Raw genomic sequence first — 22,675 nt, 5'->3', positions numbered from 1 at the left:
ACGTACGCGAAGGGCGGCGCCCCGTGCCGTGGGGTGCCGCCCTTCGTGGTGACCGGGGTCAGACCTTCGCCGGTTCCTTCGGTTCGCAGGAGTCATCGGCCGCGGAGTCCGACTCCAGGACCGGGGCCGAGGGGCCCTCCTCGGCGCGGGCCTCGGGGGATTCGCCCGCGTCGACGTCCTGGTTGAACTCCACCATCATCTCGTCGGTGAAGCCGAAGTAGTACGTCGCCAGGAAGCCGACGATGTAGCCGACGAGCAGGCCGCCCAGGTAGACCGCGCAGGTCAGGCCCAGGCCCTTGTTGCCGTCGAGGAGCGGGAACAGGGCCCAGCCGGACGGGCCGATGGCCGTCGAGCCGACCTGGGTGCCGAGCATCGAGAAGAGGCCGATGAACGCGCCGCCCGCCGCGCCGCCGACGCACGCGGTGATGAAGGGGCGGCCGAGGGGGAGCGAGACGCCGTAGATCAGGGGCTCGCCGACGCCCAGGAAGCCCGCGGGGAGCGCCGACTTGATGGTGTTGCGGATCGACTTGTTGTGCTTGAGCTTCTTGAAGACGGCGATCGCCGCGCCGACCTGGCCCGCTCCCGCCATCGCCAGGATCGGGAGGAGGACCGTGTAGCCCTGCTGCTCGATGAGCGTGGTGTGGATCGGGATCAGTGCCTGGTGCAGGCCCAGCATGACGAGGGGCAGGAAGAGGCCGCCGAGGACCGCGCCGGCGAAGATGCCGGTGTTCTCCAGGAGCCAGTTGGCGCCCGTGCCGATGGCGGTGGACACCTCGCCCGCCACGAACATCAGGCCGAAGATCGTGACCAGGCCGGAGATCAGGATGGTGAGGGTGGGAGTGACCAGCACGTCGAGCGACTCGGGCACCCACTTGCGGCACCACTTCTCGATGTAGACCGCGAGCACCGCCGCGCCCAGCGCGCCGAGGACACCGCCCTGACCGGGGGAGAGGTCCTGGCCGAACGCCGAGATGTCGGCGATCCCCGGGTACACGATGATCGCCGCGACGGCGCCGCCGATGATCGGCGTACCGCCGAACTCCTTGGCGGTGTTGTAGCCGACGAACACGGCGATCAGCGCCATGAAGCCGGAGGCGATCGCGGCGAGCGCCGGGGTGACCGACGGCAGCCAGCCCAGGTTGACCATCAGGCCGTTGAGGCCGGCGATGATGCCGCAGCCGATCAGGGCCGGGATCAGCGGCACGAAGATGTTGGCGATCTTGCGCAGGAACAGCTTGAACGGGGTGGCGTTCTTCGCCTTCTGCTGCGCCCTGATCGCCGCGCCCTGGGCGGCGAGGTCGTCGGCGGAGGCGCCGGGCGAGGCGGGGTCGGGCGCCGGGGCGGCGGCCTTGCCCTCCTCGACCAGGGTCTCGAACTCGGGCGTGACCCGGGCGACCTTCCCCGGCCCGAGGACGATCTGGTACGTGTCGTCCTCGACGACGCCCATGACGTCGGGCAGCGCCTTGAGCGCTTCGTCCTGGACGAGCGAACGGTCCGCGAGACCCAGCCGGAGGCGGGTCATGCAGTGGACCACGGAGGTGACGTTCGCTGCGCCGCCGACGAGCGGGAGGATCGCGGCGGCGACGGCGCGGTTCTTGTTCTCGGCGTTATCGGCCATGGTGCGTCTTGCCTTGCTGTGCAGGTGGTGCTCGGGGACGGGTGGGTGCTGGGGTGTGGGGGCTGGGGGCTTACTGGGTGGCGGCGGCCGCGAGCGCGGCGCGCAGGTGGCCGTCGGACTCCGTGAGGAGGCGGTCGGCGGTGGGGCCTTCGACGTCACCGAGGATGACGAGGATGGCGCTCTTGACCTCGCCGTCGGTCGCGGCGAGAGCGGCCTCGATGGCGGCGTCGTCGGCGCCGGTGGCGAGGGAGACGATGCGGCGGGAGCGGGCCCGCAGCTTCTCGTTGGAGGCGCGTACGTCGACCATGAGGTTTCCGTACGTCTTGCCGAGCCGGATCATGGAGATCGTCGACAGCATGTTGAGCACGAGCTTCTGGGCGGTGCCCGCCTTCAGGCGGGTGGAGCCGGTGAGCAGCTCGGGGCCGACGACGACCTCGATGCCGTGGTCCGCGGCGCCCGCGAGCGCGCTGTCCGCGTTGCAGGACAGGCCGACGGTGAGCGCGCCGTAGCGGGTGCGGGCGTGCTCGACGGCGCCGATCGCGTACGGGGTGCGGCCCGAGGCCGAGATGCCGACGACGATGTCGTTCGCGGTGAGGTCGATGCCGTCCAGGTCGGCGGCCGCGAGCTCCTTGGAGTCCTCGGCGCCCTCGACGGCCTTGACCATGGCGGGAGGGCCGCCCGCGATCAGGCCGACGACCTGGCCGTCCCACGTGTTGAAGGTGGGCGGGCACTCGGAGGCGTCGAGGACGCCCATCCGGCCCGCGGTGCCGGCGCCCGCGTAGATGAGGCGGCCGCCGCGGGCCATGCGCTCGGCGATGCCGTCGATCGCGGCGGCGATCTGGGGGAGCTGGGCGGCGACGGCGGTGGGGACGGAGGCGTCCTCGCCGTTCATCAGCTTCGCGATCTCCAGCGTGGAGAGCTGGTCGATCTCGGCGAGTTCCGGACGGAACGCCTCCGTCGTGAGCGTGGCCAGTTGGGCGCGGAGGTCGGCGTAGGGGGCGTCTGGGGTGGCGGTCATGAGGGGGTCGGCTCTCTGTGCGGGAGGGAGGGTGCTGTTGCGCTGGGGCGGCGTTACGGTCGCGGGGCTCTGCCCCGGACCCCGCGCCTCAATCGCCGGCGGGGCTTGAACTACTTGCGTTGCGTCGCTCGATGGCGGTGGGCCAGGGCCTCGTAGGACGCGGAGAGCGCGGGCGCCGCCGTTTCGTAGGTGCGTTGGGCGATGCCTACGAACAGGCAGTCCACGACCAGGAGCTGGCTGGTGCGGGAGGACATCGCCGCGGGGCGCAGCTCGCTCTCGCGGGCGATGGACGTGGTCAGTATGTGGTCCGCGTACTGGGAGACCGGGCTGCCGGGCCGCCCGGTGATCGCGATCGTGGTGGCGCCGCGCTCGAAGGCGACCCGCAGGGGCTCGATCACGTCGCCGGTGGTGCCGGAGTGGGTGATCGCCACCGCCACGTCCCCCGAGCGGAGCGTCACCGCGTTGTGGACGGCCAGGTGCGGGTCGGAGTGCGCGTACGCGTGCCGCCCGATGCGCAGCAGCTTCTGCGCGAGGTCCTGGGCCACGAGGCCGGAGGCCGCCATGCCGTAGATCTCGACGCGGCCCGCGGCCGCCATGGCGGTCACGGCGGCGCCGAGCTGCGTCATGTCGAGCGCGGCGGCGGTGTCGGCGAGGGTCTGCTGCTCGTCGTAGGCGAGCTTGGCGACGACGTCGGTCAGCGGGTCGTCGACGGCGATGTCCGCGGTGACGGCGGGCGCCCGGCCCGACTGCTGCTGGGCGGCGAGCCCGGCGAGCGCCAGGCGCAGGTCCCGGTAGCCGGGGTAGCCGAGGATGCGGGCGGTGCGCACCACCGTGGCCTCGCTGGTGCCGGTGAGCTCGGCGAGTCCGGTGACGGTCAGGGCGGCGCAGCCCGCCGGGTCCGCTGCGACCGCCTCGGCGACCCGCTGCATGGAGCGGGTCATGGACGGCGCGAGGGTGCGCACCTTGGCGGCGAGGGCCGCGGGGGCCGGCGGCGCGTCCCCGGCGAAACTTTCCTTCACGTCATTGCTCACGTAATGAAAGATATTTTCGAGGGCGGGTCCGGTCAAGAGTCCTTCGACCGTGCCGTATGGCACACAATTGGGTCCATGGACACCATCAGCCCCCTGGAGCAGGCCCTGCACGCGGCCCGCGCGCTCGTGCTCGCGGACCTGAAGACGGGCGACGTCGCGGATCCGGACATCGTCTCGCTGGTGGAGGAGTCGATCGTCTCGCGGCGCTGGTGGGTGGAGCAGTGGCCGGAGGGGGTGGAGTTCGTGACCGGGCTCGTCGCCCAGGACGTCCAGGACGGGATCCTGGAGCGGCACGGCCGCTGGCCGCTGTGCCCGGTGTGCGGACCCGGCTCGGGCGCGCAGGCCCCGCACGCGCTGGACGTCGAGCCGGAGCTGGGCGCGGATCCGCACTGGGTGTGCTCGGAGGCGGGCGTGACCGTGGCGCCGGTCGGTGGCCTCGGGTCGGTGACGGGGTGACGGTCTACATAGACCCGCCGGACTGGCCGGGCCACGGCCGTATGTGGTCACACCTGGTCAGCGATGTCTCGTACGACGAACTCCACGCGTTCGCCGAGCGGTTGGGCGTCCCGCCGCGCGCCTTCGAGCGCGACCATTACGACCTCCCGTCGCACCGGTACGTGGACGCGGTGCGCGCGGGGGCGGTCGAGATCGGCTCGAAGGAGCTGGTGCGCAGGCTTACGGAGGCGGGCCTGCGGAGGCGGAAGGGGCGGTGATATTAAGCCCCGCCGGCGTTTGAGGCGCGGGGTTCGGGGCGGAGCCCCGCGACGTCGGGCACGGTACCGCCGGAACCTGCGACGACCCTAGAAGTCGTACGCCGGTGCAACCGCACCGACACCACGGTCAGCGCCAGGGCGATAACCGTCATCGCGCCGCCGGCCCACGCCGTCGCCGGATAGCCGAGATCCGCGTCGATGACCGTGCCGCCGAGCCAGGGGCCACCCGTGTTGCCGAGGTTGAAGGCGGCGGTCGTGGTGGCGCCCGCCAGGGTGGGCGCGGCGCCCGCGACGTTGAACATCCGGGCGTTGAGGGCCGGCGCCGTGAAGAAGGCGGAGAAGCCGAGCAGGAACGACAGGGCCACCGCCGCGACCGCGAAGTGGCCGAGCACGGCGAGCGCCGCGAGGAAGACGGTGGACGCGGTGATGCCGGTCAGCAGGACCCCGAAGAGGTGCGCGTCGGCGATCCGCCCGCCCAGCGTCGTACCGGCGAGAGCGCCGAATCCGAACAGGGCGAGCACGGCCGGGACCCAGCTCTCGGGCAGGCCCGCGACGTCCGTCAGGAGCGGTGAGAGGTAGCTGAACGCGCAGAAGACGCCGCCCGCGGCGAGCGCGGTGACGGCGATGGACAGCCACACCTGGCGGTCGGCGTAGATGCTCAACTCCCGCTTGAGGCGCGGCCGTTCGGCGGGCAGCGGGATCTTCGGCACGAGCGTCACGATGCCGACGAGGGCTATCGCGGAGGCGGCGCCGACCGCCCAGAACGCGGCGCGCCAGCCGAGCCCTTCACCGAGGAACGCGCCCGCCGGGACGCCGAGCACGTTCGCGATGGACAGGCCGCCGATCATGACGGCCATGGCGCGGGCCCGCTGGTTCACCGGCACCATCGCGATGGCGACGGCCGCGCCGACCGCCCAGAAGCCGGCGCAGGCGAGGGCCGAGACGATGCGGGAGGCGAACAGGATCGCGTAGGTCGGGGCGAGCGCGCCCGCGATCTGGCCCAGGCCGAACACCGTGATGAGCGAGATCAGGGTGGTCCGGCGCGGCAGGCGCAGCGTCGCCACCGCGAGCAGCGGGGCGCCGACGACCATGCCGATCGCGAAGGCCGAGATCAGCAGCCCGGCCTGCGGGATCGTGACGTCCATGTCGTCGGCGACCGCGGGGAGGATGCCCGAGAGCATGAACTCGCTGGTGCCGAGGGCGAAGACGCTGAGGCCGAGGATGTAGACGGCAAGGGGCATGCGGGTGTTGGAGCGGGGGACCGGGGAGCCTGGGCTGGGCGGATTGGGCTGTGGGGACATGTAAGGAGCCAACCGGGGCGTGACGGGTGGCATTCCCGGACGGGCCGGCGGGTCAGGGTGTGAGCAGGTCCAGTTCGGCCGTCAGGTTCTCGCGGGCGGCGGACTCCCAGTGGGACCTGCCGTGCGGGGTCCGGAACAGACGTGGCAGGTCGAGGAGTTGCCGCAGGACCCCGGCCCGGCCCTCGCGGAACGCCTCGTCCGGCACGAAGGCGTACTCCGCGCGGACGGCCTTGGTGTACGCGGCGTAGGCGGGTGTCGGCGCGGCCAGGATCGCCAGGTCGGCATCGCAGAGCGCCTCGCCGTCGGTGTCGCCTTCGGCCGGGTCGTGGGTGACGGTGAGGCGGACGAGACGGGCCACCTCGGCGATGTCCTCGGGGCTCAACCCGGCTTCCGACAGGGCGAGTTCGGCCAGCGCTGCGGACCGCTCCTCGTTCTCCGAGCGGTCGGGCCGGTACACCGCGTCGTGGAACCAGGCCGCGAGCCGGACGAGCTCGGGACGCTCCGCGTGCTCCTCCAGCACGTCGATGTGGTCGAGCACCGCCGTGAGGTGGTCGACCGTGTGGTACTTGCGCTGCGGCTCGGACCACCGGGCGAGGAGGTTGTCGGCGTACGGATACGGGTCGAGGTCCTTGTCCGCGGTCGCGGCGCGCAGACTGCGGGCCCAGCGCTCACGAAGGTCCGGGGTGGCCGTGTGGTCGTCGTACGTCATGGGGTCGACCCTAGCCCCGTCCGTCCGAGCCCCTGCGGCGATTGAGCAGCGGGGTCCGGGGCGGAGCCCCGTGGCCGGTGGACGGCGCGGCCGGGGAAAACCGTTGGCACCGGCAGGTACCCGTCCCGTACACTCGCCCGTCTGCCCGCCTCCCTGTACCCGCCCCCACCGGCGGCCAGCCGGAGCGCCGCCGACCGGACGGAAACCGGCCGGGAACGTTCTATACACGTACCTGGATCCGGAGGCAGAACCCCGTGAGCACGTCACCGCCGTCGTCCGCGCCCTCGTCCGCACCGTCCTCACCGCTGGAGCGCGAGCGCACGCACCTGGTCTCCTCCCGCTCCGCGCTGCGCGCGATGCGCGAGGACGCGGAGGCGCTCGACATCCGCGACGTCACCGCGAACTGGGTGAACGCCGAGGTGCTCCAGCACCAGATCGACGAGCGGATCAAGGCGCTCGCCGACCTCAGCCACACCCCGCTGTTCTTCGGTCGCCTCGACTATCTGCACGCCCCGGGGGCGGACGTCGCCGAGGGCGCCGAGGGCGAGAAGTTCTACATCGGGCGGCGGCACGTGCACGACGCCGACGGCGACCCGATGGTCATCGACTGGCGTGCGCCCGTGTCCCAGCCCTTCTACCGGGCCTCCAAGAAGAACCCGATGGACGTCGCGCTGCGCCGCCGCTTCGGTTACACGGCCGGCGAGCTCACCGCGTACGAGGACGAGCACCTCACCGACCCGTCAGAGGCCGAGCGGGCCAGTCAGTTGCTCCAGCAGGAGATCGAGCGGCCGCGCGTCGGCCCGATGCGCGACATCGTCGCCACCATTCAGCCGGAGCAGGACGAGATCGTCAGGGCCGGGCTCGCCGGGTCCGTATGCGTACAGGGCGGTCCGGGGACCGGGAAGACGGCCGTCGGCCTGCACCGTGTCGCGTATCTGCTGTACGCGCACCGGGAGCGGCTCGCCCGTACCGGGACGCTGGTCATCGGGCCGAACGCGTCCTTCCTCCACTACATCGAGCAAGTGCTGCCCGCGTTGGGCGAGTTGGAGGTCAAGCAGGCGACGGTGGACGACCTTGTCGCGCATGTGGAGGTGCGGGGCGTCGACGACCCCGCCGCCGCCCTGGTGAAGGGCGACGCGCGCATGGCCGAGGTGCTGCGGCGGGCGCTGCGCTCGCACATCGCGCTGCCGGGCGAAGGGGTCGTGGTGGTGCGGGGCTCGCGCCGCTGGCGGGTTCCGTCGTACGAACTGGAGGAGATGGTCCGGGAGTTGATGGCGCGCGACATGCGGTACGGGGCGGCGCGGGAGGCGCTGCCGCAGCGGATCGCGCACGCCGTGCTCGTCCAGATGGAGCGCGCGGGCGAGGCGCCCGACGACCGGGTGCAGAACGCGGTGGCGCGCAACGCCGCGGTGAAGGCCGTGGTCAAGGAGGTCTGGCCGGCCGTCGATCCGGCGAAGCTGGTGCTGCGCCTGCTGTCGGACGGTGACTTCCTGGCCGAGCACGCGGAGGGGCTGCTCGACGCCGACGAGCAGAAGACGATCCTCTGGGAGAAGCCGGCGCGCAGCGTGAAGAGCGCCAAGTGGGCTGCCGCGGACACGGTGTTGATCGACGAGGCGATCGATCTGATCGAGCGGACGCACTCGCTGGGCCATGTGGTGCTCGACGAGGCGCAGGACCTGTCACCCATGCAGTACCGGGCGGTCGGGCGGCGCGCGACGACGGGCTCGGTGACGGTCCTCGGGGATCTCGCGCAGGGTACGACGCCGTGGGCGACGCGGAGCTGGGACGAGGCGCTGTCCCACCTCGGCAAGTCGGACGCGGTGGTGGAGGAGCTGACGGCGGGCTTCCGCGTACCGACGGATGTCATCACGTACGCGTCCCTGCTGCTGCCGGACATCGCGCCGGGGCTCACGCCGGTGGCGTCGGTCCGGGAGAACCCGGGGGCGTTCGAGGTGCGGCCGGTGGCCGGGGCCGGGGACGTGGTGGCGGCGTGCGTCGAGGCGCTGCGCAGCGAGGGTTCGGTCGGGCTCATCGCGGCGGACGCGCGGTGCGGGGCGCTCGGCGCGGCGCTGGCGGGGGCAGGGCTCGCGTATCTCGCCCCGGGCGAGGAGACGACGGCCGAGGCGCGGCTGACGCTGGTCCCGGCGTCGCTCGCCAAGGGTCTCGAATACGACTACGTGGTCCTGGACGAACCGGCCGCCGTGGTCGACGGGGAACCGGACGAGCGCACGGGCCTGCGGCGCCTGTACGTCACACTGACCCGCGCGGTGTCCGGCCTCGTGGTGACCCACACGACACCCCTGCCGGGGCAACTGGTCTAACCGTGGCAGGGGCCGCCGCACCTGCCGCGCGGCACCGGGGCGCCGCCTTGCCCACCCTGCCGCCCAAGGCGGCAGATTGCCCAAGGCGGTTGCGGCAGCCCGCATGCCCCGGCGGCGGGTGGGCATATCAAGCCCCGCCGGCGATTGAGGCGCGGGGTCCGGGGCGGAGCCCCGTGGCGTAAGGACGGGGGGGCCAGGGACCGGCGGGCTAACCGTCCAACGCCGCCCGCCACACCCCCACCGCCTCCGCCGAAACCGGAGCCCCCCACCCCTCGGGACGACTCGCCCCGCCGATGTGGAAGGCCGAGACCCCCGCCGCCCGCAACCCCGGCACATGGTCCAGGCGGAGCCCCCCGCCGACCAGGATCTGCTGCTCGTACCCCGGCTCGCCGGAGGCGGCCGCCTCCGCGAGCAGGACGTCGAGCCCGGCGTCCACCCCGTCCGCCGAACCGGCGGTGAGGTACGTGTCGAGACCCGGCAGATCGGCGAGCTGCTTGCGGAGCGCATCGCGGTCCGCGGCCCGGTCGATCGCCCGGTGGAACGTCCACCGGCAGCCGTCGAGCTCCGCCACGATCCGTTCGACGGCCGCGAGGTCGGGGCCACCGTGCTCGTCCAGGAACCCGAGCACGAACTCGTCCGCCCCGGCAGCCCGCATCTCCCGAGCCGCCCGTACGAGCGCCGACACGTCGCCCGCGTCGAAGCCGTCCGCGAGCCGCAGCATCACGCGCAGCCGGATGTCGACCGCGCGGCGGATCGCCGTGAACGTGTCCACCGACGGCGTCAGTCCGTCCGCCGCCATGTCGGTGACCAGCTCAAGGCGGTCCGCACCCCCGGCCTGAGCGGCGATCGCGTCCTCGGCGTCGAGGGCGATCACCTCCAGGACTGCACGCTTGCTCATGAGGCTCCTGTCCCATCGACCTGCCCGGGGCCCCGGCGATGGGCCCAGACAGGTCTAGTCCAATATCGGGCTCACTTTACGCCGCGTGCACCGTGAACGCAGCCGTCCTGACCTCCCCGTCGTGCTTGAAGTCCAGGAAGAGCCGGTAGGTCCCCGCGCTCGGCGCGGTCGCGGTGAAGGAAATCTCCGGCCCCGGCCTGCCGTCGTGCGGGTGAACGTGAAGGTACGCCAGGTCGCCGGAGCGCAGCGCGACCAGGTGCCCGTACGCGCCGAGGTAGGGCTCCAGATCGGTGACGGGCCGCCCGTCCTTGTAGACGTCGAGCGTCAGCTCGCGCGAGGCGCCCGGCCGCAGCGCCCCCTCGATCCGCACCTCGTAGCCGCCGTCCACGCTCGCCCGCGCCGCGTGCTCGGGCAGCGGCTCGGGCGCGTACGTCCCGGCGACCCCCAGGCCCGCGCCGAGCGTGAGCCCCTTCTTCTCGCCCTGCGGCGTGAAGTCCGCGAAGACGCGGTAGTCACCCGCCTTCGGCAGCGAGACGGGTGTGGACCACGTCCCGTCGGCGGCGCGCACGGGATGCAGATGCCGGTACGCGGTCAGGTCCCGCGAGGCGACGATCAGGTGCAGTTCCTTGGTGTTCTCCTCCTTGTACGAGGTCACGGGCTTGCCGGTGGCGTCCTTGCGGATGGTGAAGCGCAGCTCGCCGCTCTTGCCGGGCAGCCGGTCCTTCTCCAGGTCGAGCGAGTAGCCGCGCTCGGACACCTGTAGCCCGCCGGGCACGACATCCGTCTTCGGTGCCTCCGCCGGCTCCGCGTGCCCGCCGTGCTCCGCAGCCGGCTGCTTCTCGGCGGTCACGGGCGAGACGCCGCTGCCCACTCCGTAAGCGGTCCCGAACGTGGCGGCGACGGCGGCGGCGAAGGCGGTGATCTTCAGTCCGGTACGCATGACGACTCCTTGAGTCTCCGTGAGCCCTGTAGGCGTCTCCGTAGGTCTCCGTGCTCATGAACATACCCCCGAGGGGTATAAAGTCAAGCCGGGACCAACCTTGCGATTGGTACCCCCTAGGGGTATAAATGGATCTCATTGAGGGGTACCCGCCCCGGGTACCCGTTCACCGAGGAGGCATCATGTCGGCGCACACCGTCGCCCCACCCGCGCAGGTGGAACTCGCCATCGGCGGCATGACCTGCGCGTCGTGCGCCGCCCGCATCGAGAAGAAGCTGAACCGGATGGACGGCGTCGAGGCGACCGTCAACTACGCGACCGAGAAGGCCAAGGTCAGCTTCGACGGCGGCGTCGAGGTCGCGGACCTGATCGCCACCGTCGAGGCCACCGGCTACACGGCACAAGAACCCGCCCCGCCCGCCCAGGAGGCAAAGGCGCCCGAGGAGGACGACGAACTCCGGCCGCTGCGCCAGCGGCTGATCACCGCCGTCGTGCTCGCCGCCCCGGTCGTCGCCATGGCGATGATCCCCGCCCTCCAGTTCGAGTACTGGCAGTGGCTGTCTCTGACGCTCACCGCGCCCGTCGTCACGTACGCGGCCTGGCCCTTCCACAAGGCGGCGTTCACGAACGCGCGGCACGGGGCCGCGACGATGGACACGCTGATCTCGGTCGGCACGTCGGCCGCGTTCCTGTGGTCCCTGTGGGCACTGTTCTTCGGCACGGCCGGCGAGCCCGGCATGACGCACCCCTTCGAGCTGACGATCGGGCGCAGCGACGGAGCCGGGAACATCTACCTGGAGGCCGCCGCCGGAGTGACTGCCTTCATCCTCGCGGGCCGCTACTTCGAGGCGCGCTCGAAGCGGAAGGCGGGCGCCGCGCTCAAGGCGCTCCTCGAACTCGGCGCGAAGGACGTCACTGTCATCCGTGACGGCAAGCGCGAAGAGACCGTCCCCGTGGCCGAGCTGAAGACCGGCGACCTCTTCCTCGTACGACCCGGAGAGAAGATCGCCACGGACGGCACCGTCGTCGACGGCACCTCCGCGGTGGACGCCTCCATGCTCACCGGCGAGTCCGTGCCGGTCGAGGTCGCGGCGGGCGACGCGGTCACCGGGGCCACGCTGAACGTCGGCGGACGCCTCGTCGTCGAGGCCACCCGGGTCGGCGCAGACACCCAACTCGCCCGGATGGCACGGCTGGTGGAGGACGCGCAGAACGGCAAGGCCGCCGCGCAGCGTCTCGCCGACCGCATCTCCGCGGTCTTCGTCCCGGTCGTCATCGCCCTCGCCGTCGCCACGCTCGGCTTCTGGCTGGGCAACGGGGAGGGGTGGACGGCCGCGTTCACCGCTGCCGTCGCCGTACTGATCATTGCCTGCCCGTGCGCCCTCGGCCTCGCGACGCCGACCGCGCTGATGGTGGGCACGGGCCGCGGGGCCCAGCTCGGCATCCTCATCAAGGGCCCGGAGGTCCTGGAGACCACCCGCAAGGTCGACACGATCGTCCTCGACAAGACCGGGACCGTCACCACCGGACGTATGACACTGCTCGGCGCGCACACCGCGGAGGGCGTGGAGCGGGCCGAAGTGCTGCGCCTCGCCGGGGCGTTGGAGCACGCGTCAGAGCACCCGATCGCGCGGGCCGTGGCGGCGGGGGCGGCGGAGGAGGTCGGCGCGCTGCCGACACCCGAGGACTTCGTCAACGTCGCGGGGCTCGGCGTCCAAGGTGTCGTGGACGGGCACGCGGTGCTGGTCGGGCGGGAGCAGCTGCTCAAGGAGTGGGAGATCCACCTCCCGGAGGCGCTCGCGCAGGCGAAGGCCGAGGCCGAGGAGGCCGGGCGTACGGCGATCGCGGTCGCCTGGGACGGTGAGGCGCGCGCGGTTCTGGAGGTCGCGGACGCGGTGAAGGAGACCAGTGCGGAGGCCGTCCGGCGGCTGCGCGGACTCGGCCTTCGGCCGGTGCTGCTGACCGGGGACAACGAGGCGGTGGCCCGTTCCGTGGCGGCGGAGGTCGGCATCACGGATCCGGCGGACGTCATCGCGGAGGTCCTTCCGCAGGACAAGGTCGACGTCGTCAAGCGCCTTCAGGGCGAGGGGCGTTCGGTGGCCATGGTCGGCGACGGCGTCAACGACGCGGCGGCGCTCGCGCAGGCGGACCTCGGGCTCGCGATGGGCACGGGGACGGATGCGGCGATCGAGGCGGGTGACCTCACGCTCGTACGGGGTGATCTGCGGGCGGCGGTCGACGCGATCCGCTTGTCGCGGAGGACCCTGGGCACGATTCGGTCGAACCTGTTCTGGGCGTTCGCGTACAACGTGGCGGCGGTTCCGCTGGCCGCGGCGGGGTTGTTGAATCCGATGATCGCGGGGGCGGCGATGGCGTTCTCGTCGGTGTTCGTGGTGGGGAACAGCCTGCGGCTACGGGGGTTCCGGGCGGGTTTCTGAGTTGCGCCGCAGCGGGGTCACACCCACGGGGCTCCGCCCCGGACCCCGCTGCTCAATCGCCGCAGGGGCTTGATCGGCTCACCCGCCGCAGGCGCTTGAATGGCGTGGTTGCGCAGGGGGGTGACGTAGCGTCATGTGGCGTGACTGCCCGTGTCCTTCTCGTCGTCTCCGTGACCGCGTTCCTCGCCCTCTGTGGCCTCCAGTCCGCTCCCATAGCGGACGTTCTCGTCTATCGGGCCGAGGGCGCCGCCGTGCTCGCCGGCGGAGGCGATCTGTATGGGTTCACTGTCACTGAGTGGCAACTCCCGGCCACCTACCCGCCGTTCGCGGCGCTGCTGTTCGTGCCGGCGGCGTGGGTGCCGGTGGCCGTGCTCAAGGGTGTCTTCCTCGTCGGCAACCTCGCGCTGGTCGTGGTCCTGGTCCGGCTGTCGTGCCGGTTCGCGGGGCTGCGGGTGTCGTGGGCGGCGGTGTGCGTGGTCGCCGCGCTCGCGCTGTGGCTCGAACCGGTCTTCCAGACGGTGCTGTTCGGGCAGATCAACCTCGCGCTGGCGTGCCTGATCCTGTGGGACCTGGGGCGGCCGCCCGGCGCGTCCCGCAAGGGCCTCGCGCTCGGCATCGCGACCGGCATCAAGCTCACGCCCGCCGTCTTCATCGTGTACCTGTTCCTGGCGGGCCGGCGCCGGGAGGTGGCGCACGCGGTGGCCGGGTTCGTCGGCACCGTCGTGGTGGGCGCGCTCGTACTGCCGTACGCCAGTGGGGAGTTCTGGACGCGGCGGCTCTACGAGACGGGGCGGGTCGGCAAGGCGTGGATCGTCGACAACCAGTCCTTGCAGGGGCTGATCGCGCGGGTGCTGCACGACGCCGAACCGGGGTTGCTGTGGGCCGTGCTGGCCGGGTTCGTCGCGGTGGCGGGGCTGTACGTGGCGGTGCGGCGGGCGCGCAGCGAGTCCCACGGGGTGGTGCTCACGGCGTTCACGGCACTGCTCGTCTCACCCATCAGCTGGTCGCACCACTGGGTGTGGTGCGTGCCGCTGATCGCGGTGGTGTGGGCGGAGGGGCGGCGCCGTACGGCCTGGTTGCTCGGAGCCCTCTTCACGGCCCGCACCATGTGGCTGCTGCCGCACCAGGGGAACCTGGACCTCCACCTCGCCTGGTGGCAACAGCCACTGGCCGCCCCGTACGCCCTGCTCGCCTGCACCATGCTCTGGGCCTACGGCCATGCTCACGCGGCACCGGTACCCGGCAGGACGACGGGTCAGCTCTCCGCCAGGAGCTCGTCCGCGTCGACGATCCGGTAGGCATACCCCTGCTCCGCCAGAAACCGCTGCCGGTGCGCCGCGAAGTCCTGGTCGATGGTGTCCCGGGCGACGACCGAGTAGAAGCGCGCCTCGTGCCCGTCCGCCTTCGGCCGCAGCACCCGGCCGAGCCGCTGCGCCTCCTCCTGGCGCGAGCCGAACGTACCGGACACCTGGATCGCGACCGTCGCCTCCGGCAGGTCGATGGAGAAGTTCGCGACCTTGGAGACGACCAAAACGTTGATCTCGCCCTGCCGGAACGCCTCGAAGAGCTTCTCGCGCACCGCGTTCGTCGTCTCGCCCTTGATGACCGGCGCGTCCAAGTGCTCGCCCAGCTCGTCGAGCTGGTCGATGTACTGGCCGATGACCAGGGTCTGCTCGCCCTGGTGCTTGCGGACCAGCGCCTCCGTGACCTTCCGCTTCGTCGCGGTCGTCGCGCAGAAGCGGTACTTCTCCTCGGCCTCCGCGGTGGCGTACGCGAGCCGCTCGGAGTCCGTGAGGTTCACGCGGACCTCGACACAGTCCGCGGGCGCGATGTACCCCTGCGCCTCGATCTCCTTCCACGGAGCGTCGAACCGCTTCGGGCCGATGAGCGAGAAGACATCCGACTCGCGCCCGTCCTCGCGCACCAGCGTCGCGGTCAGACCGAGACGCCGCCGCGCCTGAAGGTCGGCGGTGAACTTGAAGACCGGCGCGGGCAGCAGGTGCACCTCGTCGTAGACGACGAGGCCCCAGTCGCGGGAGTCGAACAGCTCCAGGTGCGGGTACACACCCTTCCGCTTCGTCGTCAGGACCTGGTACGTGGCGATGGTGACCGGGCGGATCTCCTTGCGCGTACCGCTGTACTCGCCGATCTCCTCCTCGGTCAGCGACGTCCGCCTCACCAGCTCGTGCTTCCACTGGCGGGCCGAGACGGTGTTCGTGACGAGGATGAGCGTGGTCGCCTTCGCCTCGGCCATCGCCCCGGCGCCGACGAGCGTCTTGCCCGCGCCGCAGGGGAGGACGACGACACCGGACCCGCCGTGCCAGAAGTTCTCCACGGCCTGCTTCTGGTACGGGCGCAGGGACCACTCCGCCTCGTCGAGCGCGATCTCGTGCGCCTCGCCGTCCACGTACCCGGCGAGGTCCTCGGCCGGCCAGCCCAGCTTCAGCAGCGTCTGCTTGATCTGGCCGCGCTCGGAGGGGTGCACGGCGACGGTGTCCGCGTCGAGGCGGGCGCCGACCAGCGGCTGGACCCGCTTCGAGCGGAGGATCTCCTCAAGGACCGGGCGGTCCGTGGACGTGAGCACAAGCCCGTGCGCCGGGTGCTTGCTCAGTGTGAGGCGGCCGTAGCGGTCCATCGTCTCGGCGATGTCGACGAGCAGCGCGTGCGGCACGGGGTACCGGCTGAACTCCACCAGCGCGTCCACGACCTGCTCCGCGTCGTGCCCGGCGGCCCGCGCGTTCCACAGCCCGAGCGGCGTCACCCGGTAGGTGTGGATGTGCTCGGGAGCCCGCTCCAGCTCGGCGAACGAGGCGATGGCCCGGCGGCAGGCGTCGGCCTTCTCGTGATCGACCTCAAGGAGCAGGGTCTTGTCGCTCTGGACGATGAGTGGACCGTTCACGTACGCACTTCCTTCCGCACGGGCCAAACGTCCAGTGTGCCGCATCCCGGCAGGCGGGTGGCGTCACTGCTCGGAGAGCTCCGCCACCCCCGTCACCCGGTGCAGCGGATACGTGCGGACCTCGTCGGCCGTGTGGTCGTACGCCGTGACGAAGCCGCCCTCGACGCGGACGGGGGCGATGACGCGCTGGCTCGCGGCGCCCTCCGCGTTGACGTAGCCGATCCAGAGGGCCTCGCCGGTGAGGACCGCGGCCTGCATCGTGGCGAGGGTCTCGGCGGATCCGGTGCGCGGCAGCTCGCCGTTGCCGGGGGGAGAGCCTTGCCCATGCAATCGAGTGCATATACCTTTGATTGCATGACGGGGCAGTGGGAGATCGAGATCGAGCCGAAGTAAGGGGCTGGTTGGACCTGCTGCCGTTCCGGCTGTACCGGCGGGTGGAGGACAAGACGGACCGTCTGCTTGATGCCCCGACGACACTGGGAGAGCCGTACTCCCGCCACCTCGGCGGCAAGCTGCGCGAGCTGCGGTTCGAACTGGACGGCGAGGCTGTACGGATCCCGTACTGGCTCGCTCCGGCGAAGCGGATCGTGTTGTTGACGGTGTTCCGGAAGACGAAGATGCGCGAGGCCGCGGAAGTCGAGCGAGCTCACCATGCGCAGAAGGTTTGTGAGGACGAGCACGGCAGGGCAGAGCACACCTACGAGCGGCGCAGGGAGATCTGATGAATCACAGCACGTGGAAGACGCGCCGGGCTCGGCAGCTTGCCGGAGAGGCGGTGGAGTTCGACCAGGAGTACGTCGACGCGCGGCTGGCAGGCGACCTGGGGCAGGCGGTCTACGACCGCCGCGTCGAGCTCGGTCTCTCCCAGGCCGAGCTGGCCGAGCGGGCGGGGATGACGCAGCCGCAGGTGTCCCGGACGGAAGGCGGCGACACGGTACCCACGCTTCCGCTCCTGCGGCGCCTGGCTAAGGCGCTGGAAGGTTCGCTGAATCTTGCGATCGACGAGAGTGACTCCCGCGTCACGTTCACGCCGCGCGCCGCGTAGCGCTGGATCAGTTTCCGTGCGTCGGCTCAGAGGTACTCACCGCTCGCCCGGTCATGTGCTGAGTAGGTACCCGTGATCGTGCAGCAACTCCCGTACCTCCCGACGGCTTCGAACTCCAGGAGGTGACGCAGCACCACGACCCGTGCCCGCCCGCAGCGGACGCCGCAGCTCGGTGGACACCCGGGCGTCCATCACTTCAAGCTCCGCACGGCTCACCGCTGCGCGGGCGCAGTACAGGACGCGGCGGGCGGCTTTCCCTCGGGCCAGGCCACCGTGGTCAGGCGGGGCATCGGCCGTCCTTTTGAGAAGTCGAGGCGGACCACGGGGACCGCCTTGTTCCACGGGAGGCCGTGCGCGTCGAGACAGATCCAGCCGGTGACCCCGGTGACCTTCGACGCACCGTGCAGGCGGGTCCAGGCCCTGGTGACCGCGTCGATCCGGGGCCGGCCGCCCGCGGGTGCCTCGGCGGAGCCGATGCCTGTGATCGCCGTGAGCACCGCGTCGTACGTGCCGGCCAAGGTGCTGTCGGCCAGCTCGGCCGTGCTGTACGACCGGTCGTAGGTTTCACGGGCGAAGGAGAGCAGTCCGTCCAGCGGCTCCGTGGACCCGCCGGTTGCGGGCGCGGACGGCCCCCGCCAGGAGTCGGGGTGGAAGCCCGCCGGGTACGTCACGTTGATGGTGCCCTGCCGGTTCAGGGAGGAGCGGTCGAGGTGCTCATCCGTGGCCAGCTCCGCGGCGTTCGGCCCGCTGACGACCTGGATCTTCCGGCTCACGCATTCCACACTGTCGGCCACGGAGTTCAGGAACGTACGCAGGTGTGCCGACCGGCCCGCGAAGTAGACGGTTTCGATGTCGTCGCGCCTGCACACGGAGTCCGCGATCGTCGCGAGACGGCGCCCCAGCTCCTTCGACGCGTCGGCGGCGGAGGGAGCGTAGAACTGCTCGGGGAAGGGTGTGCCCTTCACGGCCGCCGAGAACGTCTTCCGCAGTCCCGCCGAGTACAAGTCGTGCGACTCCTGCGCCGTCACCATGACGGAGCGGTCGGAGCGGATGCCGTTGAGAGCCTTGCTCATGGCCCGCATCTGTTCGTCGAAGCTGGGCAGTACACGGGCGTAGCCGTCCGGCGTGATGGTGTTCACCGGCTCGTACAGCGGGTGGCGGTCGGAGCTGACCACCGGGATTCCGCGCCCGAGAAGCGCCCGGACCGCATCCTGCTCGGAAGAGGTGCCCGCATCGAATCCGATGACCGCGCGCAGGGCCTCCCTGCTCTTGGGCAAGTTCGTGAGGTCCTCGAACAGCGCGGGCAGGCTCGTCGCGGACGGGCCCGGATTGCCGAGGAGCAGGCGGAACCGAAGGTCTCCGGGGCCCCGGTTGGCGCGCAGCTGGGCTAGGTACGCGGCCTCGAGTTTGCGCCGGGCCGACGCCAGCTGGGGCTCGGACGAGGAGTTTGTCTTCTCGCCGGCGCCGAAGGTCATGGGCGTGACGAGCGCGAGGGAAACTGTGGCGGAAGTGGCGCCGACTGACACCCGCTTGTTCTCCTCCAGAATCCGTCGCGAAATGTCCTCCAGCCCGGGAAAGGCGTAGGAGCCGTCCGAGATGCCGACGCATCCGCCGGATGTGGTCTCCATGGACTCAGGACAGGACCGTCCGCCCAGGAACGGGCCGTAGGCGGTCAGCAGAGTGGCCACCAGGACCAGGGGGAGGCACAGCGCCAGGCCCACCCTCAGGCGCCTGTTCTGAGGCAGCAGCCGGTCCAGAGGTTCCCACAACGGCGGCCGCCACCGTCGGGCGGACGGCGCCCATCGCCACTGTGCCCACTCGTCCCACCCACGCATGGAATGCCTCTCCCGCGCTGGCTCGGGTTGGGCGCGCTCCGGGGGCGGGGTCCAGCGGTTGTGCGTCAGAGCGATGTCCGCGCCGCCGTTGCGTGCCCGGTACTGGGGAGAGGGGTAGCCCCGTGCGCGCAGTTCCAGGTCCAGGTGTCGGTACAGGGCGTGCGTTGTCAGCGGGTCGGGCCCGTGGGGAACGCCCTCACTCAGGGCGCGGAGCAACTCGCCGGTGAAGGCCGTGTGCTTCTCGCCCAATGGGGCGAGCGCCAGTTGGGTCGCGGACGAGGCGGTCAGGACGCTCGCGCCCTCCACGACTGTGTGCTCCGCCAGGTCCGCGCCCATGTAGCCCTCGAGTACCCGTCCGCTGTAACAGCAGTCCAGGACGACCAGGCGCTGCCGGGCTCTGGACTCGTCCACGAGTTCATGGCGAACCAGGTCGTAGCGGACCGCGCTGTAGAGACGCTCGTGACTGGACGATGGGAGCGCCAGGCATAGGTCGCCCTTGGGGGAGACGATGCCGTGCCCCGCGAAGTACACCAGGAGCGCGTCCTCGGCCTTGGCTGCGGCCGTGTGCACGGCGTCCAGGACCTGTTCCACGGAGCGCGGGTTGTGCAGGACCGTGCAGTTCTCCCGCGGCAGCCCCCACAGCCGGGCGTCGCCGAGAGCGTGCTTCAGGTCTCTGAGGTTGTTGCCGACGGCCGGCAGCGGCTCAAGCTGTTCGTATGCGCTGACGCCGATCAGTACTGCGCGTGACGCCGCTGGCGAGGGGAGGCCGGACGGCCCGGTCACGATCCGGGCTCGGGGGGTGTGCCAGCGGCCTCGTCCGCCTCCAGTCGCTCGGCAATCCGGCGCAGCTCCTGCGGGGAGAGGTTGCCGAGCACCACCGTGCTGTCGTTCACGTTGAGTTGGACAGGAGGGGCGCTCGGCCGGGTGGCGCGCCAGGTCGAGTAGGCGGTCAGCAGCGCACTCAGTGCTGAGCAGACAACGTTGATGTAATCGGTGACGCCCATGGTCCCGCTGCCCGGAGGGACGGGTGCGAAGCGTACGTCGGCGGTCCGTCTGACGTCGTCGTCCTGGCGCAGCCAGACGTACAGATCACGCAGTGTTTCGTTGCTCTCGGAACTGATGCGCACCCGCATCGCAGCCCTCCCCGCCCACCGCTGCCACCCATGCCGACCGTTCCCCTTACCTTAGACGGAAAGCTGTGGTGGGAAAGGGAGTTGGGATCACTTGCGGGACTACTGCTCGGAGAGCTCCGCCACCCCCGTCACCCGGTGCAGCGGATACGTGCGGACCTCGTCGGCCGTGTGGTCGTACGCCGTGACGAAGCCGCCCTCGACGCGGACGGGGGCGATGACGCGCTGGCTCGCGGCGCCCTCCGCGTTGACGTAGCCGATCCAGAGGGCCTCGCCGGTGAGGACCGCGGCCTGCATCGTGGCGAGGGTCTCGGCGGATCCGGTGCGCGGCAGCTCGCCGTTGCCGGGGTGGGCGGGGGCCTGCTTGCGGGGGGCGGTGGAGGCGGCGTCGCCCGCGCGGATCGCCCGCAGCGCCGCGTCGATGAGCGTGTCGTCGGGCAGCGGCGGGCCGTCGGGGACCGGGGCGGGCGCGGTGCGGGGCGGGGTGCGGTGGGCGTGCGCGCGGGCGATCATGACGTCGCCCTCGGGGGTCTCGGCGGCCGGGGCGAAGCCCATGGAGCGCAGGCCTTCGAGGAGCGTGCCCGGGTCGGCCTGGGCCGCGAGGACGGTCGGTGCCACGCGGCGCAGGCGCAGCGGCGCGGACCGCCTGTCCGCCAGGATCTCGCCGAGCACGGTGTCGTCGTCGCAGCGTACGTACGCGGAGGCCGCGCCGATCCGCAGGTGGCCGTGGCGGCGGGCGACGTCGTCGATGAGGTAGGCGAGGGGCTGCGGGACGGGCGTACGGGAGTGCTCGGTGAGGAAGGTCTGCAGGTCGGATGCCGTGCGGCCGGAGTCGAGCGCGCGGCGCACCGAGCCCGGCGTGAAGCGGTAGACGGTGGCGCCGCCCTTTGACTCGACGTCCGCGATGACGGAGAGGGCGTCCGCGAGCGGGCGCTCCAAGGGGCCGGGCGCGACCGCCGTGAGGTCGGCCTGGAGGAGGACGTGGTCGAGCGGCTCGGGGAGCAGCGGGGCGAGGAGCTTCGCGGCGCGGGCCGCGGTGAGGGCCGCTTCGGCGGGGGTGAGGGGGTGCGGGGCGGCGTGGTCGTCGTCCGGGGCCTGGAGCAGCGCCCTGCCGTGCGCCGAGAGGGCGCCGCGGCCGGTGACGCCCAGCAGTTCGGCCTCGGCGAGCGTCCACTGGGCGAGGCGGGTGCGCAGGTCGAGGGCGGCCGGGGAAGGGCGCTCCCAGGTGAGGCGCTCGATCACGGAGTCGGGTTCGGGGGAGGCGCCCTCGGGCAGCTCGTCGAGCAGCAGGGCGAGGACCCGGCCCCGTACCTCGGGAGCGGCTGAACGGTCCAGGTGCGGGCCGAGCGCGGACAGCGTTCTGTCCTTGCTGTCGCGGCCGCCCACCAGGCCCGCGGTGCGGGTCGCGGGCAGCCACGCCGCCGCGATCCGCTCCCAGCGCTCGGCGGGCGGCAGCAGCACCCACTCGTCGTACGCGGGGGTCGCGGAGTACCGCTCGTCGGCCTCGCCGTCGGGGGCCAACAGGCCTGCCGCGTAAGCGAGTTCGACCCAGAACGCGGTGGTCTGCTCGGTGCTGTCGAGGGCCACGGCGGTGCGCTTGAGGTCGCGGACGCTGAGGCCGCCCGCGCGGAGCACGGCGGGCCCGCCCTCGTCCCAGTCCTTCAGCAGCTCCTCGACGGTCGACACCGCCGTGTACGCCTCGGCGGCGGCCGCGGCGTCCACAACCTGTGGACGGTGCGCCGCCTTCTCCCGTACGGGAGGCGCGAGCGGTTCGAGTGCGCGGTGGGCGCGGCCGCCGCGCAGATGCAGCGCCACCTCGCGCGGCAGCACCACGGTGCCGGGGTTCGTCGGCACGAGCAGACCGCGGTCGAGCAACCACCGCAGGTGCGCCGCCGGTTGGGCCGTGACCTGGCCGTACGGCGGGCCCCAGACCAGCCGGTTCAGCACGTCGATGGATTCGGCCGGTGCCTCGTCGAGCAGCGCCGACATCCGGGTCGGGTCGGTGAACAGGCCGGTCAGCGCGGCCACGGCCGACACCGGGTCGTGCGTCGACGGCAGGCCCGCCGCCGCGACGATCTCCTGCACACGCCCCGGCGACATCCCGGACGTGACCTCGGCGACGGTCGGGCCGAGGCCGGTCGGCGACGGGTGCTGGGGGGTGGGCGCGAGCAGTTCGCGGGCGGTGCGGACGAGGCGCAGCTGGTCGTCGCCGCCCCAGGCGAGGGCCTGGCCGCGCAGCGTGGCGACGGCGCGGGGGAGCGCGGCGGCGGAGCCCTCACCGGGAAGGAGGGTCCGCAGCGTTGCGTACGTCGTCGGGTCGGGGGCCACCGCGAGGGCCTGCGCCACCTGCTGCGTGTACCGGTCGAGCCGTTCGAGCGCGCGGATCACCGAGGCGCGGGTGCCGGCGCGGGTGGCGAGCTGCGTCATGTCGTTCGGCACGGGGCCGAGCAGGTCGGGGCGGGCGCGCAGGAGCGCCGCGAGGGACCCGTCGTCGCGTGCGCGGAGCGCTTCCGCGAGGGAGCGGGGTGCTGCGGCGGTCGTCTGCTCGTCGCTCATCCACCCACGTTATCGGCCCCACCGCGCGGCACCGCCGTTACGGCCCCGGGGCTCCGCCCCGGACCCCGCTGCTCAATCGCCGCAGGGGCTCGATAGACCAACCCCTGCGGCGCTGCTCAATCGCCGCAGGGGCCTGATAGTTCAATCCCTGCGGCGCTGGTCAATCGGTGCAGGGGCTTGATGGTTCAACTCCTGCGGCGCTGCTCAATCGGCGCAGGGGCTA

At 71.9% G+C, this 22,675-nt stretch carries 17 protein-coding genes and 2 pseudogenes; 7 read left to right on the top strand and 12 right to left on the bottom strand.

What is annotated here, in order from left to right:
• Positions 1-58: 58 nt before the first annotated feature.
• From ACFYWS_RS08585 to ACFYWS_RS08575, 3 genes are all read right to left on the bottom strand, one after another.
• A complete protein-coding gene (locus ACFYWS_RS08585; RefSeq protein ID WP_389271299.1) occupies positions 59-1,618 on the bottom strand; it encodes a PTS transporter subunit EIIC in 1,560 nt (519 codons plus the stop codon).
• A 70-nt stretch (positions 1,619-1,688) separates the two neighbouring features.
• Entirely contained in the window at positions 1,689-2,636 is a 948-nt protein-coding gene (gene murQ, locus ACFYWS_RS08580; protein WP_389271296.1) for an N-acetylmuramic acid 6-phosphate etherase, read from the bottom strand.
• A 110-nt stretch (positions 2,637-2,746) separates the two neighbouring features.
• Positions 2,747-3,667, bottom strand: a complete 921-nt coding sequence (locus ACFYWS_RS08575) for a MurR/RpiR family transcriptional regulator (RefSeq protein ID WP_389271293.1) — start codon at positions 3,665-3,667, stop codon at positions 2,747-2,749.
• Positions 3,668-3,742: 75 nt separating this feature from the next.
• Between ACFYWS_RS08575 and ACFYWS_RS08570 the strand changes: the two genes are divergently transcribed.
• Together ACFYWS_RS08570 and ACFYWS_RS08565 are read left to right on the top strand one after the other, a co-directional pair.
• A complete protein-coding gene (locus tag ACFYWS_RS08570; protein WP_389271290.1) occupies positions 3,743-4,123 on the top strand; it encodes a hypothetical protein in 381 nt (126 codons plus the stop codon).
• Positions 4,120-4,380, top strand: coding sequence for a DUF4031 domain-containing protein (locus ACFYWS_RS08565; protein WP_389271286.1), 261 nt, complete (start codon positions 4,120-4,122; stop codon positions 4,378-4,380). The genes ACFYWS_RS08570 and ACFYWS_RS08565 overlap by 4 nt, the downstream gene beginning before the upstream one ends.
• A gap of 2 nt (positions 4,381-4,382) precedes the next feature.
• Here the strand turns inward: ACFYWS_RS08565 and ACFYWS_RS08560 are convergent, their stop codons facing one another.
• Complete coding sequence (locus tag ACFYWS_RS08560; RefSeq protein ID WP_389271283.1) at positions 4,383-5,621, bottom strand: Cmx/CmrA family chloramphenicol efflux MFS transporter; 1,239 nt, start codon at positions 5,619-5,621, stop codon at positions 4,383-4,385.
• Between the two features lie 112 nt (positions 5,622-5,733).
• Positions 5,734-6,390, bottom strand: a complete 657-nt coding sequence (locus ACFYWS_RS08555) for a hypothetical protein (RefSeq protein ID WP_389271280.1) — start codon at positions 6,388-6,390, stop codon at positions 5,734-5,736.
• Between the two features lie 356 nt (positions 6,391-6,746).
• Between ACFYWS_RS08555 and ACFYWS_RS08550 the strand changes: the two genes are divergently transcribed.
• Positions 6,747-8,711 carry a HelD family protein gene (locus ACFYWS_RS08550; protein WP_389271819.1) on the top strand — a complete coding sequence of 655 codons (1,965 nt, stop codon included), beginning with the start codon at positions 6,747-6,749 and terminating at the stop codon, positions 8,709-8,711.
• 208 nt (positions 8,712-8,919) lie between these two features.
• Here ACFYWS_RS08550 and ACFYWS_RS08545 read toward each other — a convergent pair whose 3' ends face one another.
• The gene (locus tag ACFYWS_RS08545) at positions 8,920-9,609 is read right to left on the bottom strand and encodes a copper homeostasis protein CutC (RefSeq protein WP_389271277.1); all 690 of its coding nucleotides are present in this window, start codon (positions 9,607-9,609) and stop codon (positions 8,920-8,922) included.
• A gap of 76 nt (positions 9,610-9,685) precedes the next feature.
• Positions 9,686-10,549, bottom strand: coding sequence for a hypothetical protein (locus ACFYWS_RS08540; protein ID WP_389271274.1), 864 nt, complete (start codon positions 10,547-10,549; stop codon positions 9,686-9,688).
• A gap of 182 nt (positions 10,550-10,731) precedes the next feature.
• Here ACFYWS_RS08540 and ACFYWS_RS08535 point away from each other — a divergent pair, with 182 nt between their 5' ends.
• Together ACFYWS_RS08535 and ACFYWS_RS08530 are read left to right on the top strand one after the other, a co-directional pair.
• The gene (locus ACFYWS_RS08535; protein ID WP_389271271.1) at positions 10,732-12,987 is read left to right on the top strand and encodes a heavy metal translocating P-type ATPase; all 2,256 of its coding nucleotides are present in this window, start codon (positions 10,732-10,734) and stop codon (positions 12,985-12,987) included.
• A gap of 140 nt (positions 12,988-13,127) precedes the next feature.
• Positions 13,128-14,285: a glycosyltransferase 87 family protein gene (locus ACFYWS_RS08530; protein ID WP_389271268.1), complete on the top strand. Its 1,158-nt coding sequence runs from the start codon at positions 13,128-13,130 to the stop codon at positions 14,283-14,285.
• On the opposite strand, the gene ACFYWS_RS08525 is transcribed toward ACFYWS_RS08530, so the two are convergent.
• Positions 14,243-15,886, bottom strand: a complete 1,644-nt coding sequence (locus tag ACFYWS_RS08525) for a DNA repair helicase XPB (RefSeq protein ID WP_389271265.1) — start codon at positions 15,884-15,886, stop codon at positions 14,243-14,245. The genes ACFYWS_RS08530 and ACFYWS_RS08525 overlap by 43 nt on opposite strands.
• A 63-nt stretch (positions 15,887-15,949) precedes the next feature.
• Positions 15,950-16,198, bottom strand: a pseudogene (locus ACFYWS_RS08520) (WYL domain-containing protein); the annotation flags it as partial.
• Positions 16,199-16,240: 42 nt separating this feature from the next.
• Between ACFYWS_RS08520 and ACFYWS_RS08515 the strand changes: the two are divergent.
• Both ACFYWS_RS08515 and ACFYWS_RS08510 read left to right on the top strand, forming a co-directional pair.
• Positions 16,241-16,608: pseudogene (locus tag ACFYWS_RS08515) on the top strand (type II toxin-antitoxin system RelE/ParE family toxin).
• Positions 16,608-16,931: a helix-turn-helix domain-containing protein gene (locus ACFYWS_RS08510; protein WP_389271262.1), complete on the top strand. Its 324-nt coding sequence runs from the start codon at positions 16,608-16,610 to the stop codon at positions 16,929-16,931. Before ACFYWS_RS08515 ends, ACFYWS_RS08510 begins: the two are co-directional and overlap by 1 nt.
• Positions 16,932-17,143: 212 nt before the next feature.
• On the opposite strand, the gene ACFYWS_RS08505 is transcribed toward ACFYWS_RS08510, so the two are convergent.
• The 3 genes from ACFYWS_RS08505 to ACFYWS_RS08495 all read right to left on the bottom strand — a co-directional run bounded on the left by ACFYWS_RS08505 (position 17,144) and on the right by ACFYWS_RS08495 (position 22,452).
• Positions 17,144-19,549 (bottom strand): caspase domain-containing protein, encoded by a 2,406-nt coding sequence (locus ACFYWS_RS08505; RefSeq protein WP_389271259.1) that lies wholly within the window; start codon positions 19,547-19,549, stop codon positions 17,144-17,146.
• Complete coding sequence (locus tag ACFYWS_RS08500) at positions 19,546-19,899, bottom strand: hypothetical protein (protein ID WP_389271256.1); 354 nt, start codon at positions 19,897-19,899, stop codon at positions 19,546-19,548. The genes ACFYWS_RS08505 and ACFYWS_RS08500 overlap by 4 nt, the downstream gene beginning before the upstream one ends.
• 99 nt (positions 19,900-19,998) lie before the next feature.
• Complete coding sequence (locus tag ACFYWS_RS08495; RefSeq protein WP_389271253.1) at positions 19,999-22,452, bottom strand: helicase-associated domain-containing protein; 2,454 nt, start codon at positions 22,450-22,452, stop codon at positions 19,999-20,001.
• Positions 22,453-22,675: the final 223 nt, after the last annotated feature.

It is taken from the genome of Streptomyces sp. NPDC002795 (assembly GCF_042888725.1).
Lineage (GTDB): Bacteria > Actinomycetota > Actinomycetes > Streptomycetales > Streptomycetaceae > Streptomyces.
This window is presented reverse-complemented; position numbering and strand designations above follow the sequence as displayed.